At 61.6% G+C, this 16,673-nt stretch carries 3 protein-coding genes; 2 read left to right on the forward strand and 1 reads right to left on the reverse strand.

Features of this window, described 5'->3' with window-relative positions:
* Positions 1-9: 9 nt before the first annotated feature.
* Together AC1DUY_RS22100 and AC1DUY_RS22105 are read left to right on the forward strand one after the other, a co-directional pair.
* Positions 10-11,073 (forward strand): filamentous haemagglutinin family protein, encoded by an 11,064-nt coding sequence (locus AC1DUY_RS22100; RefSeq protein ID WP_478117083.1) that lies wholly within the window; start codon positions 10-12, stop codon positions 11,071-11,073.
* 1,212 nt (positions 11,074-12,285) lie between these two features.
* Positions 12,286-12,729: a DUF1403 family protein gene (locus AC1DUY_RS22105; protein WP_478117085.1), complete on the forward strand. Its 444-nt coding sequence runs from the start codon at positions 12,286-12,288 to the stop codon at positions 12,727-12,729.
* On the opposite strand, the gene AC1DUY_RS22110 is transcribed toward AC1DUY_RS22105, so the two are convergent.
* Positions 12,681-16,667: a BTAD domain-containing putative transcriptional regulator gene (locus tag AC1DUY_RS22110; protein WP_478117087.1), complete on the reverse strand. Its 3,987-nt coding sequence runs from the start codon at positions 16,665-16,667 to the stop codon at positions 12,681-12,683. The two genes, AC1DUY_RS22105 and AC1DUY_RS22110, sit on opposite strands and share 49 nt — an antisense overlap.
* Positions 16,668-16,673 lie beyond the last annotated feature (6 nt).

Below are 16,673 nucleotides of genomic sequence, written 5' to 3' on the forward strand. Positions count from 1 at the left end.
AGTGCAGTCATGTCCGCATTCCATGCCAGTGCCCGTCGCTCCTCCCGCATCGTCCGCCGGGCGGTGTTTCTCGCAGGTGCCAGCGCACTGGCTTTGATTGGATCGATGGGCGCCGCCGGTGCCCGCAATCTGAACGGCAGCGCCTCCACGCCGGTGACCACGCAGGCCGCGGTGGCGGCACAGGCTGGCGCCCAGCAGGCCGCCCAAGCGGCGTCGCTGGCGATGCGTCGCGCATCGGCCGCGATGGAGAATATGCGTGGCGTGCAGGCGGCAGCGCGGGCAGCGGCTGCTGCCGCTGCGGCATCGGCGGTGCCGAATGGGCTGGCGCCGGGCGGCCTCGTCGTGGCGCCAGGTGCAGTCCCGGGCACGACTGATGGCGGCGCTGGTCTGTGGCAGGGCGCCAATCTACCCACGCAGACGGCCACGGGCGGACGGACGCAGGTCGAGATCAAGCAGACCGAGGCCAAGGCGATCCTGACCTGGGACAAGTTCAACATTGGTCGCGAGACGGATCTGTATTTCAACCAGACGGCCGGCGGTGCCGACAAGGCCAACTGGATTGCGCTCAACCGCGTCACAGATCCCTCGCTGGCACCGAGCCGGATTCTCGGTACCATCAAGGCGGATGGGCAAGTCTATGTCATCAATCGCAACGGCATCGTGTTCGGCGGAGCGAGCCAGGTCAACGTCCACACGTTCGTGGCGTCCTCGCTCAGCCTGAGCAACGAGCAGTTTCGAGCGGGTATCAACAACACGCTCTCCATCTTTGGGAGCGACGGCTTCGATCACGGTATTCCGACCTTCGGGGACAGTTCGACCGACACGGAGCCGACGAACATCGTTCATTACGGCCGGACGCCAGGAAATGTCGTTGTCGAGGCGGGCGCAATCATCGAAAGCCATAGCGGTGGCAAGGCGATGTTGTTCGCACCACGTGTCGCCAACGCCGGAACGATCCGGACGCCGAACGGCCAGGTGCTTTTCGGAGCGGGCGAAAATGTCTGGCTGGCGGATCCGAAGTTGAATGACGCGAGCACTACCATACGCGGCCTTGACTTTGCCGTGTCGTCGCCGTTGGCGGCTCTGCCGAATTATTTGCTATTGAGCAGGGCGGTCGGCAACCCCAACATAAGCCCGGCTTATGTGGCGGTGATGACTGAAATGGACGCGCGTGCCGCCAGCGTCGGATATCTCGTGTCGAATACCGGAGCCATCGAAGCTCCCCGCGGCAATATTACGATCAAGGGCCGGGAGATTCAGCAGAGCGGTACGGTGGTCGCATCGACCGCGCTCAACAATCAGGACGGCTCCATCAATATCAGTGCCTGGAGTCAGGGCATCGTGGGAGTTCACACCGACTTCCCGTCCGGTCGTGGCCTCTATTCGTGGGGCAGCGGAAAGCTGAGCCTCGGTTCGGGCAGCCTCACGATGGTCATGCCGGACCTGACCGATACAAGCGTCATCGAGCAGAGCAATGTCGGAACGCGTTATCGCGCGGGTACGATCGATCTGCGCGGCACGTTGATTGACATTCAATCCGGAGCCAGCGTCGTTGCACCTTCTGGCACGATCACGGTGATCGCCAGCAAGCTTCCGCCAACGATTCCCGGCGCCGTGCCTGGCGCGTTGGACAAGACTGACGATGGCAGCCGCATATATATGGATTCCGATGCGTTGATCAGCGTTGGTGGTCTGCGTGACGTGGTGCTCGCGATGGAAACCAATAATGTGACGGCGGAGCTGCGCATCAACGAGTTGCGTGACAGCGTTCTCTATATCGACTCGTGGTTGCGTGGCGCGACGGTTCATATCGACAAGCGCGTGAATGGGACGTTTGCCGATGGCCCAATGGCGGGCGTGCAGTGGTTCAAGGACAAGAGCGGCACTTACCAGACCGGACGCTGGGAAGGGACGCCGATCGGCGATGCGAGTGGATGGATCGGAACCGGCAACACGACCCTCGCCGAACTATCGACCGCCGGTGGCAAGATCTCTCTGAGGGCGGGCGGCGAGACGATCATTCGTGCCGGTGCGATGCTCGACGTGTCCGGCGGTTCGGTGCGCTACACCGATGGCTGGATCACCACGACCAAACTGCTGGGCGCCGATGGTCGTATCTACGATATCGGCAACGCAATGCCCGACCAGCAATATGTCGGATTTCCCGGCAGCTTCATGCGTCATCATGAACGCATCAACCTGACGGAGACGTGGCGAACTATATTCGATCGCAACACCGTAAGACGTTTCGAACTGGGCTATATCGAAGGCCGCAATGCCGGTAGCATCCTGATCTATGACGGTGCCGGTCTGGCCATGGAGGGTGAACTCGACGGCCACGTCATCACGGGCCGACGCCAGCTGGCAAATGGCAAGCCCGCCACCGCCGGTATATTGCAATTTGGGGGCGGCAGCGTTCCGGAGGGACCGTGGCTGGGTTCAACATTCGTGATCACGCATGCTGCGCCGACGCTTGGCAGTGGCTTTACCGTCGCCAGCAAATTGCCGAGTACCTTCTACGATCCGCGATTGAACGACGCCGATATGACGCGCGAGCAGCCTGCGCGCGCGAAGACAGTCTACATCGAGGATGGCATCCTCAACCGATCGGGCATGGCCAGGATCGACATCACTTACAACAAGATGTTCAGGCTTGAGGAGGGCGCGCAACTCGATCTGACGCCGGGCGCAACGCTGAACGTCCTCCAGCATGGCGCCCCGAGCGATGCATTACCAGCCACCGCAGAAATCAACGGCAGTATCCGCATCGCTGGCGGCACTATCAGTATTGGGGTCGGAAACAAGATAAGCGTGGGTACCAAAGCGGTTCTCGACGTCAGTGGAAGCTGGCTCAACGACGCTGCCGATGGCGGACCGGCGCCGTTTTCGCAGATCAATGGCGGCACGATTACGTTGGCGGTGGATGCCAATGCGCTGGCGTCAGGGGTCAAAGGCGAGGTCGCCATTGCATCCGGAGCCACCATCGATGTCTCCGGTGGCGCCAGACTGAGTGCGAATGGCGCAAAGACGAAACTAAAATTGGGCGACGCCGGCTCGATCACGCTCACCAACCTCTCCAACAAGAGTCTCGACGGTATCAATCTGCGTGGCTATGCGGCTGGATCCGGCGGCACGCTCAACATCGGCGTGCTGGCTGATGTACAGGTCGGCGGAACAGCGCCGGCAGATGCTGCAACATTCCATCTGCATGACACTTTGTTTGCAGATCGCGGCTTCCGCGCCGTCTCCATCTCCACGATGGGCAACGCCATGGTTCCCGTCGGCACAACGGTCAGTCAGTTGCCGCAGAATGTCGATCTGACTGGCGTCGACCCATCGTCCTTTGCCACGGGCACGAAGCTGACCGATATCGGCACCGTCCGGTTGCTTGATTTGCAAGAACGTCTGGCGCGTAAGCCGGCGAGCCTGGGCATCACGGCGTTCAATACGGTCACGGTGGGTGCCGGCGCTACTCTGATGACGGATGTTCGGGGAAGCATTGCCCTCTCGCAGCATACTGCGAGCACAATAAAGACGGGGGGCGTCATTGTTGCCGGCACGATCGTTGCCCCTGCCGGAGCGGTGTCGATCGATGCGAAGACCGTGACGCTGGCTGCCACGGCTCAGATCCTGGCCAGAGGCGAGGCAACGATCTACACGGATCCGCGCACCGGTCTGCGCAGCGGCAATGTTCTCGATGGCGGATCTGTCAGCCTGAAAGGCGGGCTCACGCTCGATCCATCGGCTCTGGTCGATGTGTCCGGCACCAGCGGCATGATCGACGATCCCCAGCGCGCACGGGACAGCGATGCGACATTACTGCTGACCAGCGACGGCGGCGAGATCACGTTGACGAGCGGAGGCATCGGCGGATCGAAGATCGACGCCAGGCTGATCGCCCGGGCGGGAGGGGCCGGCGCGTCTGGTGGCAGGTTGAACATCGTCGACCCGGGAGTGCCGTCCGGCTCCGTTCAGAACAGCATGGCCGGCACGTATATGGGATACTTCCGGCTGGTCGGAACTGGCGGCCAGTATTCCTTCGATGCGGCGACTGGCACATACTATGCGAACGCCGCGTCGGGCACGTACAATTTCATCGGCGGAACGATGGCGGGGTCGCCGATCTCCACGCTTGTCCTCGATCTCGATGTCTATGACGAATACGGGACGGCGGCGTATAAAATTCCCATTGCGATGAAAACTGCGATCAATGCACTGCCGTCGGTCATCGGGCTGACCCCGCGCATTGTGAGCGGCCGTGCGGCGGACGCGCAAGGAGGCGGTGCAGTCGTGCCCTGGGTCATCGATCCGACCATCGACCAGAAGGCCGTTGTTCTCATCAACAAGTATTTCTATCGCGCAACGCGTATAGGCACGACGAGCGTCTACACGCCGGGAGCGAAAATCCGGATCGACGACACCGTCTATGCCGGGATGACGATGTCTGCGGATGCCATCAGTGGCGGTGGCTTCGGCGGTGTCAATCTCCCCGGCATGCTGCGGCTCGACAACGGCGTCGTGCTCAATCTGCAGAATGCGGCAGTTTCGATCGCCGGCAAAATTTCGGCTGCGACGCCGACCGCGAGCGCGGAGATTCACGCAGGCTATCTCGCCCTCGATCTGGCTGTGGCGGATGCGAACACGAGCAGTGGTTCGGGAACGCTGCTGCTCGACGCCGGCCTGATCGACATCACGTCCGGTGTTATCCGCGGCTACGGCAACACCAGGCTCGTGGCCAATGAAATCCGCATGCACGCGTTCGAGGTTGGCGCGACGGCCTTGCTCGATGTCGATGGCGCGCTGACCTTGCAAGCCGGGCAGATCTATCCATCGACGCAAACGACGGCGATGATCAAGGCGCCAGAGAAAATCCTGGTATTGCCCAACGGTGCGCCATCCGCGCCGTTGTCGGCCGGCGGCAACCTCACTCTGTCGTCCAGAGACATCGACATCTATGGCTCCGTGCGCGTGCCGTTCGGCAGTCTGACGCTCAAGGCCACGCGCGAAATCACATTGGGGACGGGCGCCACCGTGTCGGTGTCGGGCGAAGGGCTGACGGTGCCTTACGGCATGCTGTTGAACGGTGAAGACTGGGCGTTGCCGGTGAGCAGCGGTCTGCCGACCGTGATCGCAGCGCCGCCGGAAAAGAAGCTTCTCCTCGATGCACCGGCGGTCAATGTGGCTGTGGGCGCGAAAGTCGATATTCGCGGCGGCGGCGATCTACGGGCTTCGGAATTCGTCGTTGGCAGCGGTGGCTCGCACGATATTCTGGCGATGAACGGCGTTTACGCAGTTCTTCCCTCGTCACGGTCGGCGACCGCACCGAAAAGCGGCGGTGTTGCAGTGGGCAGCCGCATTTGGCTGGCTGGCGGCGGCGGTCTCGAAGCGGGCTGGTACAATCTGTTGCCAGCGAAATACGCATTGTTGCCCGGCGGCTTCGCCGTCCAGGTCACAGCCGGGAGCACCGGAAACTCTGTCCGGAATGCTGTGAGGATGCTCGACGGGACATGGCTGATGTCCGGCCGTCTCGGCAGCGGTCTCGACGGCTCGGCAGATGTGCGCGCGTCGAATTGGCGTGTGATGGACGGCAGCGTGATCCGTTCCTATTCCGAATATAACGAAGCCGGCGCTAATGACTTCTTTGCTTCGGATACTTTCAAGCTGGTGCAATACCGCAAGCTCGGTCTTGATGTGGTGACGCCCCGGCTGCCGTCGGATGGCGGCGCCATCGTGTTCAGGGCCAGCAACCAGCTCGTATTGGATGGGCAGTTGCTGTCGCAGGCCGCAGCGGGTGGTCGTGCGGGTATCGTCGACATCGCAGCGGCCAATATCGCGGTGGTCGGGGCCGGAGCCGACACCAGTGGCCTTGGCGGCTATCTGATCATCGATGCAAGCCGGCTCAGCAATTTCGGTGCTGCAAGTCTGCTGCTCGGAGGCGTCCGCACGGGAACCAATCTCGGCGTCTCGCTTACGGTACAGGCCGGCAGCATCGTGGTTCGTAACGACGCGAACAGCGCCTTGACCGGCCCCGAGATGATCCTCGCTGCGAACGGCGACATCACCATCGCTGCCGGCAGCGTGCTACGGGCCGAAGGTGTCTCGACCAGCGATTCCGGGGATATCACGATCGTGCCGCAAGTGGCGTCGCCCGCGCGCGACTACGGCGCGCTGATGCGTCTGTCCAACGGCACCGTCGCCAGCGTTCGTCGCACCGATATCGATGGTACGGCGCCGGGCACTGTCGATATCGGTGCTGGTGCTGTGGTTGCCGGCGGCAAGGCACTGCTGATCGACGCTACCCGCAACACTACGCTTGCAAATTCTGCGCAGATCTCCGCTACCGACGTCACGCTGTCCGGCAGCAAGATCGGATTCGGCGGCGGTAGTTCGGGCCTCGTATTCGATGCGGCCGGTCTGGCCCGCTTCAGTCAGGCGCAGAATCTCACGTTGCGCAGTTACTCCACGTTCGACTTCCACACTGGAATCGATTTTGGCTCGGCCGGTCTCAGGTCGGTCACACTCGATGCGGCCGGAATGGTCGGTTACAGTGCTGGCGCGACGACGGTGACCGGCAACACGATCCTGCTGCGTAACAGCGGTGGTAGTTTCGTTGATCCGTTGGTTACGGCGCAAGGCACGCTTGCGGTCAATGCCGAGCGCATTGTGCTCGGTGCGGGCGCCAAGACGATGCGCGGTTTCAACGCCGTCACGCTGACGGCGGCGAAGGTCATTGCCGGGCAGGGCGATGGCAGTCTGGATGCATCTGGCAATCTCACACTGGTGGCGCCGCTCCTCATGGGCGAGAATGGTGCGGGCCAGTCCATCGTTACCACAGGCCACCTGACGGTCACGGCGCATGACACGACCGCTGCTCGTGACGTCAACAGTCTCGGTTCACGCTGGGCATTGACGGGCGCCGCCGTCGATTTCGGCGGTCGTATCGATGCGCTCGGCGGCAGCGTGTCGCTGACCGCAACCGGGGGCAACGTCAATGTCCTGGGCGGTGCCATTATCGATGTCGGCGGGTTCGGCAAGACGTTCAACGACGTCACGGACTATGCCAGTGCTGGCAGTATCGAGCTCACATCCGTTGGCGGCAGTGTTGTGGCCCATGCCGGTTCGACGCTGAATCTCTCCGCGGCGTCCGGTGGCGGAGACGCCGGAAAACTGGCAGCCATCGCCTCCGGTGGCGGTAGCGTGACCTTGAATGGTCAGATCGATGCGCATGCTGCATCTGGCAAGGGCGGCGCGTTCGCGCTCGATATCGGTGCGTTGCCCGATTTCGCCGGCTTCTCTCAACAACTGGCAACCGCCGGTTTCTCGCGCTCGCGCACGTTCCGAATCCGCAGCGGTGACATCGTGCTCAATGGCGTGACGCAAGTGGAAAACTTCGATCTCAGCACGGATGCCGGCAAGGTTACGATCACCGGCACCGTCGATGGCAGTGCGGCCTATGGCGGCAATATCGCGATTTCCGCCGGCAACGGTCTGGTGATGACGGGGACGGCCAATCTGTTCGCGCGGTCCACGACGGCGCTCGGCAGCGGCCGCGTCGCGCTGACTGCGTCCGGCGGGCGCCTCGATGTCCAGGGCGGCATCATCGATGTCTCCGGCGGCAATGGCGGCAAGGTGCGTTTCCGTGCCGAGCAGGTTGCCGGCCCCGATTATGTCGCCGTCGATACTCTGTCGGCCACGATCGTCGGTGCGCGGTCTACGGTGCTCGAGGGCGTGTGGCGTCCAGGAACGACGGTGACTACCGTCGATGCCGCCCTGCGTGACCATGCCAATGCGGTCGCCAACGACTTTGTCGGCCACGGCAACGATATCAAAGCGCGCCTGCATGCCGGCAACGATGTCATCGTTGCATCGGGCATCGAAATCCGCAGCGATACCGATCTCTCACTGAACGTCGATTGGGATCTGTCGGGGCTGACTGCGCGCGAAGGCGCTCTCACTTTGCGTGCCGCAGGAAACCTGAACATCAATGGTCATATCAGCGACGGCTTCAGTGACGTCACGCGGAGCGGCGCGCTGCTGGCGCAGGATTCGTGGGACATAAAGCTGGTGGCCGGCGCAGACCTCGGAGCCGCAGATGCCTTATCGGTCAAACCGCTCGCGGCGCTCGCAGCCGGCAAGGGTTCGCTGATCGTCGGCGATGCGACCCATGGCTATCAGATCCGTACCGGGACTGGCGATATCGCTGTGCAAGCCGGCGGTAACATCGAGCTCGCGCACTACGAATCGGTGATCTACACCGCGGGCCGCAACGATACGACGGTTCATTCCGACTTTGTCGCGCCGCCTGGCGCCGAATACGGTATCTTCGGCGGAAACCTCGCCATCGCGGCCAATGGCAATGTCAGCACCACACTGCCCGTCGATAATTCCGACAACATGCTCTACACCAACTGGCTGAAGAAGGATGGCGTGACTGACGACCAGCTCTTGTTCACCAGTCAGCAGGCGACCTGGTGGATCAACTACGGCCGCTTCACGCAAGGCATCGGCGTTCTCGGCGGCGGCAATATCGATGTGCAGGCGGGTGGTGATCTCGACAATCTGACCGTCGTGCTCGCGACCACGGGGCGTGTTCATGGAGGCACGGTCCAAGGCGCCTTGCGCTCGTTGCAGATCGACAATGGTGGTGCGCTCAACGTCGTCGCCGGCGGTGACATCAAGGCCGGCAACTACTACATTGCGCGCGGTGCTGGTGCGCTCGATGCAGGCACCTTCGCCATTGGGCGAACGGTTCGCGGGCGGTCGTTCGATACAGCCGTAGGTGTCATGACATCTTACGATATCGCGCCTGTGCTGGCACTCGGGGACGCGACCCTGAATGTTCGCACGGCAGGAGACCTGCGGCTGCAGGCCGTACTCGATCCGCTGATGACGTTGGACCCGTCCAAGCCAGTTTCCGACGGTCAGACCTTCATGCTCAGTCAGACCGACGATACGCGGTTAAGTCTGGCATCGACCGGCGGCAACATCACGCTGGTCAATCAGGTTCACTATCTGTCGCAGGACGTAAACACTACCAATTTCTGGCATGAGAACGCGAACGGTACGTTGTTTGTCCAGTTCGCGAATCTGTACGCGAATCTTTATCCGGCACTCACCAACATTGTTGCGCTGAACGGTTCGATTTCCAATCCCGGTCGCATGAACGTGCTTCCCGCCAGTAGTGGCGGATTGACGGTGCTGGCCGGGCAGGACGTCACGCTAGGCAATCTCGTGATGTCGCGTGCCACGCCTGAAATGCTGCCTACGGCTCTCCGGCCGTTCGGGAGTGGCATCAAGCTGAATCCGGGGTCGAGCCAGTCGGAGGCGCACTTCCTCGCGCTGTTGACCAATTCCATCGATCCATATGGCTACTACGCGCTTAGCATGGATTATTTCCGTGAGGTCGCCAATCCATCCGTACTTTTGAATGCCGGGGACAGGGAGCCGAGCCGTATCTATGCGATGACCGGCAGTATCCGCAGCGGCAACGTGACCACCAACGAACAGACGCTGATGTCGGCCAAAACGGATATCCGCGACTTGACGCTCAATCTGCGCAACCTTCACGCCACCGACGTAACATGGCTGAACGCGGGCAACGACATCCTCAACAACAATCTCAATACCGAACGTACCCTTGGCACCGTCATCCAGGGGCCGGGATCGCTGTTGCTGACGGCCGGACGTGACATCCATGCAGCCTCGCAGGTGATCATTAGTCAGGGCAATGAAAGCTATAACGCATCTGGACCGGTCAAGGATGCGCAAGTCAAAGGTCTCTCGGAGGCTGGGGCATCGATCGACATGATTGCCGGCCTGAATGGCCGACAGCCGGATTATGCCGCTGTGTCGAAAACCTATCTCGATCCGTCCATGGTGAGCACGATGCCCAACTATCTGACCACCACGGTCGATGGTCGGATACTGCCGCTCTATCTGGTCAACGAGACCAATGCTCTCGCCGACGGGAGGAGCAAACTGACCCGCACCGGCCTGGTCGCCTTCATCAAGCAGACGACCGGCGAGACTCTGTCACCGCTGCAGGCCTGGGAGACATTCCAGTCGCTTCCCGCGCTCACCCAGCAACGCTTCCTGCGCCAGATCTATATGCAGGAACTCCGGATGGCCGGCCGCGACCAGAACGAGCGCGATGCGGACGGGCGTCCGCTGAACGGGGGCTACCGGCGTGGCTATCAGGCCATCGCGGCGCTGTTCCCGGGCGACACCTGGAAGGGCTCCGTGCTGTCAGCCAATTCGCTAATCCGCACCGAACATGGTGGCGACATCAACATCTTGGTCCCCGGCGGCAGCCTTCAGGTTGCCGCATTGAATCAGGCCGTCAATCCGGGTGATGGTCTCGTTACTCTCGGCTTCGGCCAGGTTAATATCGCGGCCCGCGACGATGTGGTTGTGAACCGTTCGCGCATTCTCACCTTCAGCGGCGGCGACGTGACGATCTGGTCGACGCTCGGCGATATCGATGCCGGCAAGGGCGCCAAGACTACGCGCGTGCCGAAGGCGCCGTTGACGGAAACCGATGTGGATACGGTAACGCTGACCAAGGAGCAAGCCGACATCAGCGGTTCCGGCATCGGCACCATCGTCGGCTTCGCCGGCGTCGAGCCCGGCGATCTCGATATGGTCGCACCGTCCGGCACGGTGGATGCAGGTGATGCCGGCATTCGTGTCGCCGGCAACTTCAACGTCGCTGCGCTCGTTGTGTTGAACACCGACAACATCAAGGTTGGCGGCGAGAGCAAAGGCGTACCGAAGGCACAAGCACCGGTGGTCAATCTGATGGCCGAGACCAAGGACAAGGCGGCTGCTGATGCGGTCAAGGATGCGAGCCAGCAGGGCAATGGCAACGAACGGCCATCGGTGATCATTGTTGAAGTGCTGGGCTATGGCGGCGGAGACGATCAGCGTACAAAAGACGATGAGGATATCCGTAAACGCAGCGACAATCGGCTGCAGGATCCGCGCAGCCGGGTACAGGTGTTAGGCGCAGGCGAGTTTTCCTACGATGAAGCGCAGCGCCTGGCTGACGTGAAGCGTGGATCGCGGGGGGACTAGAGAGCGCAAATTCATGCATCTCGTCAAACTGGCCCGGTCGCCCACATGATGGCTTGTCCGTAAGGGCGTCGCCGACCGTCGTCATGGCCTGTCGTCGACTTGTGTTACTTCCGCCGGTGAACTCATTAGTGAAGGGCATTCACTAAGGGGCACTATGCCGATCCTGACGTTCGTTTGTCATCTGTATCTCCGCCGCCTTTCTCCGCACGAAAGCAGTCTTGCTGCGAGTACGCCAATTATCTCGACGTCGAAATCGGTGTTGCGATGATTGAGCTTTCCGAGCAATGCCATCGTACTGACCCGATGGATTCCTCGGCAGTTATGCCTCGGCGGCTACCGATACGGTCGTTCGCGGTGTCAAACTGCTCGCAGGCGGCCAGCATGCCAGAGCCTCGATCGCCGATCTCGCGATCCACAAGCCTCGGCAACCGAGAGGGCATCAGACCTCGGTGCTCGCTTCGCATTCGGAAGCCGCCCTGTACTTTCTTGACTTGATCGCGGAAGTTCTGGCGCCACCACTGCAGGCGGCCCGCTGCGCCGGGCTCGAACTAAGCGGCGGCCTGGATTCGTCATGCGTCTCGGTCGCGTTGCCGCGCACGGCGCGTAATGTCGGACGCTCCGCAAGACTTCTGAGCTACGGGCTCGTACACGCGGGTCCCGTCGACTCTCAGCAGATCGCACGTCGAAACGAGATTGTGCGGCTTCTAGCCCTGTCCGACATTGCCGAACCATCGTCTTCATGCTCGCCGTTCTCGTTCACGCCCGCCCCGGTCCGTCGAGTTCCGAGCGATGAATTCTTCAGATCTGGAATCGACGCCTGCATCGCGCCCCTTCCGCCCCCCAAAGCGGTGATAACCGGAATAGGAGGCGACGAGATCACCCCCTCGACGAGCCCGGTCCGAAGCGGGATGATGGCGTTGAACCGCGAACCCGCGGCGATTGACAACCCCGGTCTCGCGGGGTTGGGATTCTATTGCAGCTGATGGTCGCAACTTCCCCCGCCCAACGATCAATTAGCCGGAGCCGCACTCTCAGCCGGCACGGAGCCTTCCGAGAGATCGAATTCAGCACTGAGCCCCTCGGGACTCATTTTGATCCCCACGCGAAAAACGAACGATAAGGCAACATTATCGTTCGTTTTTATTAACCATAACCTGGGGCGGTTTCGGCCGTTTTAATGGCAATAAGCGCCGCGGCGACTTACGCTGCGGCATGTCCTCCCGTGCTCGAACGATTCCCGCACCACCCCGCCGCTTCCCGCCGATGCCGGGCTGGGCGCGGCTGCGCGATGTCCCGGGCGGCGCGGACGATGCGCCATTTGTGGCCGGCGCAGCGCTGGCGGCGCTGCACCCGATCGCCCGCGACGAGCATCTGCTCGGCGCGTTGTGGCGTCAGCGCCTCGCGCTCACATGCGCAACTAGGCTGGCCGGGCAGGGCGGCCGCAGCGAAGACGAAGCGATGCTGCGTGATCACTGGTATCTGCGCCAGAACCGCGATGATCCGGGCCCCGCCGGCCGACTGCTCGGCGCCTGGCGTCGCCTCGGGACCGGCAAGGCACTCACGCTGAAGGACACTTGCCCGGCTTGCTCATTATTCTCCAATGATAGCTACGCACGTATGGGCTTTCCATGTGAGCCATATGATCTGGAAGTCTGACGCATCTCAAATTCAGCCCGATCCAACCAAAATGACATATCCATTTCGCGGTACATAGCGGTCGCGGCGCCGAAGTGCTTGTCGGACTGATCCAGTTTGCCTGCACCGCGATAGATGTTAGCGAGCCCATGTAGTCCGTGAGCTACCAGCGGAGACATGCCAAGCTTTCTGGCGAGTGCAAGCGCACGACGAAAGTGTCGCTCTCCGGCTTCGGCATCTCGACCGGAATGTGTCACGATGTCCCCAAGCAAGAGATGCGCATGGGCCTCGAATCCCGGCTGCCGCCGCGAAGCCTCCAGCGCGCGTTCGCCCAGGCCATGCGCGTGCTCAAGGCGCCCTAGCGCCAGCGCGCTCCGGCCGAGCCGTAAAAAAAGCCATCCCAGAAGACCGAGGTAACCACTTTCGCTATGAAGCTGGACAAGTTGTTCGCCTTCCTTCAACCGACCTTCGGCTTCGTTCACGTCACCAAGCTGCGCGGTCACCCAGGCCAGGCAGGCCACCAATGACGGGTATAATACACCGACATTGCCCTGCTTGCTCATCATGGCCGAACGTTCGAGCAACGGGAGCGCGTGTGCCCATTCTCCCCTCAGCATGTGTACGGTCCCGGCGCTGATGTCTGCCCAGCCGATCGAATGCGCATGCTGCGTTGCCATGGCGCTTAAATGTGCCTCCGCCGCCGGTCTGGACGCTTCTTTGAAACGGCCGAGTTCTGCGAGGCTCATCATCAACCAGCCGCGATCGTAAACCGATGGAGGCGTTTCGATTCCGAAGGAGTCGGATGTCCAATCGCCCTGTAGCCTGGCAATGTTTTCGGTAGCGAGGTCCACGACGACCCGATGATCACCTCGGAAGAAATGCGCCTGCTCCAGATAAGTTGTTGCGACAACACGAAGCCGCTCGTCCGCCAAGCGATCAGCCGCTTTCAAGGCGCGTTTACCGCAGGCCAGAGCTTTGTTCAGTTCGGCGAGCAACGTGTGGGCGTTTGTCGTAAGCGCATGAATCCGGCCACGCCGGTGATGGTCATCCAGCCGGTTGGCGAGAATCTCGGCTTCGCGCAGGCACTGAAGCGCTCGCCTTGGTTCAGCGAGCTGCGCCAGAACTGCTCGCAACTCGAGCCGGGCGTCGACGGCTGCCGTCATGGCTTTGCTGGTCTGCGGCGATGTCGCCAGAAGACCAAGCGCCTTCTCAAAAAATTCGACGGCCTCGCGGTTGGCCCAGCGCGCTCGCGCGAGCCGTGCGGCCGTGATCCAGTACCCTATCGCTTCGCCTCCACGATCGGCCTTTTCGAGGTGGTGGGCGATGGTTTCGGGCTGGTTTTCCACCACCGCTGGGAAACGCTCGACAAGCGCAACAGCAACGGCGGCATGCAGTTGCCGGCGGCGGCTCCGGAGCATGGTGGCATAGGCCGCATCTCTCACAAGCGCATGCTTGAAAGAATAGCTAACGTCCGGCGGCGTCCCGCGGCGAGAAATGAGGCCGGAACTTATCAAATCTCCGATCGCCGCATCGAGTTCAGCGGAAGACCAGTTCAAGACCGCCGAGATCAGTCCGTGGGAGAATTCCCGCCCAATCGTGGCGCCGATGCGCGCCACATCTCGCGCAATTCCCAGCCGGTCCAACCGGCCCGCCAGAGAGGCTTGCAGTGTCGTCGGAACGGCGATCGGCGGCAGCGGTCCTTCACTGACATAGCCGTCGGCTGTCTCACGCAGGAGCCCGCTATCGAGCAGCGTGGCCGTGAGTTCTTCGACAAAGAGAGGAATACCATCTGTTCGCGACAAGATTTGCTCGACAACATCGTATGGTAATTGCTTGTGTTGCGTAATTTGACCGATGATGCCGATGCTATCGCTGCGGCGGAGGCGATTCAGGGACAGCATGGTGACATTTGGCTGGCTGAGCCAAGTCGGCTGAAATTCCGGACGGAAGGTAACGACCACCATTATCGGTAGAGCCGCAGCCCGGGTGACCAACCGGTCAAGGAGATCCAGAGATGTCGGATCAATCCAGTGAACGTCCTCTATGACTATAAGGACGGGACGCTGCGCGGCAGCACTGGTCAAACAGCCCAAAAGCATTGCGAAAGTCATCTCGCGCTTCTGCTCTGGGCTGGCAGTCAGCGCCTCGTACCGCGTATCGGGCGGGATCCCCATCAGCTCCGCGAGCAGCGTGACATCACGCGTTGGAAGGTGCGTTCCAGGCGTCAGAAGGTCGCGCAGCCGATTGAATTGCGATCGGGGGGCATCGTCCCTTTTGGAGTTCATCACCCGATTGAAAAGATCGATGAGGGGATGGAGCGAACTATGCGAATGATGTGGCGAGCAGGATAGGCGCAGGCGCGTATGCAACTCGTTCTCGATGCTTGTTAAAAGATTCTCCGCAAGGCGCGATTTGCCGATCCCAGCTTCGCCCGACAGCAGCACCACACTTCCGTCGCCAAGCTTGGCCTGCCTCCAGCGGCGAAGCAGCAATTCGGCCTCATCCTGGCGGCCCATCAGAGGGGATATCACTGGTCCTCGCCGCGCATGGAAGCGGCTGGCGGCTGGGCTCTCGCCGTTGACCTTCCAGGCCGCCAGCGGTGGCAAGGCATTGTCTTCCGCGGTACTCAAAGCTCGGCCATCGAACATTTGGCCAACGAGACGTCGTGTGCCCTCTGCAATGACAACCTCTCCAGATGCGGCCACCGCCTGCAGGCGCGCCGCCAAGTTCGGCGTATCGCCGATCGCGACGTGTTGCCTCTTGTCGCCGGCGATTGTTTTTTCGCCGACAACAACAAGGCCGGAGGCGATGCCGGCACTGGCCTGAAGCGCGGTGCCGAAGGAGGTTTTTAAGGTGCCGACGGCATCTAGAAGGGCACGACCAGCGCGAACCGCTTGCTCGGCGTCATGCTCACGCGCAGCGGGATACCCGAAATAGACAAGCGCGCCGCTGCCTTCATAGTGCGCGACGAATCCGTCGAACTGCGCCACTATTTCCGCGGTCATCCTGTGGAATGCCGTGATCAGATCGTGGACATCTTCCGCATCCAGCCGATCGGAAAACGAGCCGACTAATTTGCAGACAAGTATCGTCAACTGGCGTTGTTCGAGATCATCGATGTTCGCCGTAGTTGCCGCGTACCTAGCACGGCCGGCGGGGGGAAATGCTTCAACGACGGCAGGCGCGGCATGCTGCGGCTCGAAGCCGTGCGCCTCTGGCGTGTCGGCCGCTCCAGCGCCTCGGATTTCTGAGGCGAGCGCCCGCGTCGCAGCATCTGGCTCGGTGCTGAGCTCGCGCTTCAACATCGAAACGATATCTAGATAATACGTCAGCGCTTCGGTTCTACGGCCCTTGGCGACGAGCGCCTGCATGATTAAACGGTGGACGTCGTCTCGCATGTTGTTGAGAGCGTGGGCTCGTTGGCCCGCCTGCAAGGCTTGGTCGACACGGCCGGCGGTCAACTCTTGCCGGCCAATGCCGACCAGTGCGTTCAAAGCCAGTTCCTGGAGCCGCTCGCGTTCGCCGGTTAGCCACTCGCTCCAGCTCTCTTCGTTGACACCGATATCGTCCACGAATGGACCCCGGTAGAGAAGCGCCGCCGTACGCATCGCATCGTGGCTACCATCCCGGATCAGTGCCTCGAACCGGCCGACATCGCACGACACCACGGTTGGGTTCAGCCATACGGACTCGCCATCGCTTTTGATGGCGTCCGAGCCGATAACCTGACGAACTTTGAAAAGTGCCTGGCGCAGGTTCTGCCGGGCCTGGGTGTCGAAGTGGGAGCCCCATAGGAGCGTCGAAAGCCGCTCGCGCGGCTGGGGCGCAAGCCCCGTACAGCCCAGATAACTCAGCAGTGCAGCGAGCTTTTTGTTCGGCAGGCCTATTGCGCCATCGGGCCCCGTCAGGACGAAACGGCCCAAAAGTGAAAGATTGATCCTTGGGCTAACTGCGTCCACTGCTCG

Source organism: Tardiphaga sp. P4_G1, from assembly GCF_056401215.1.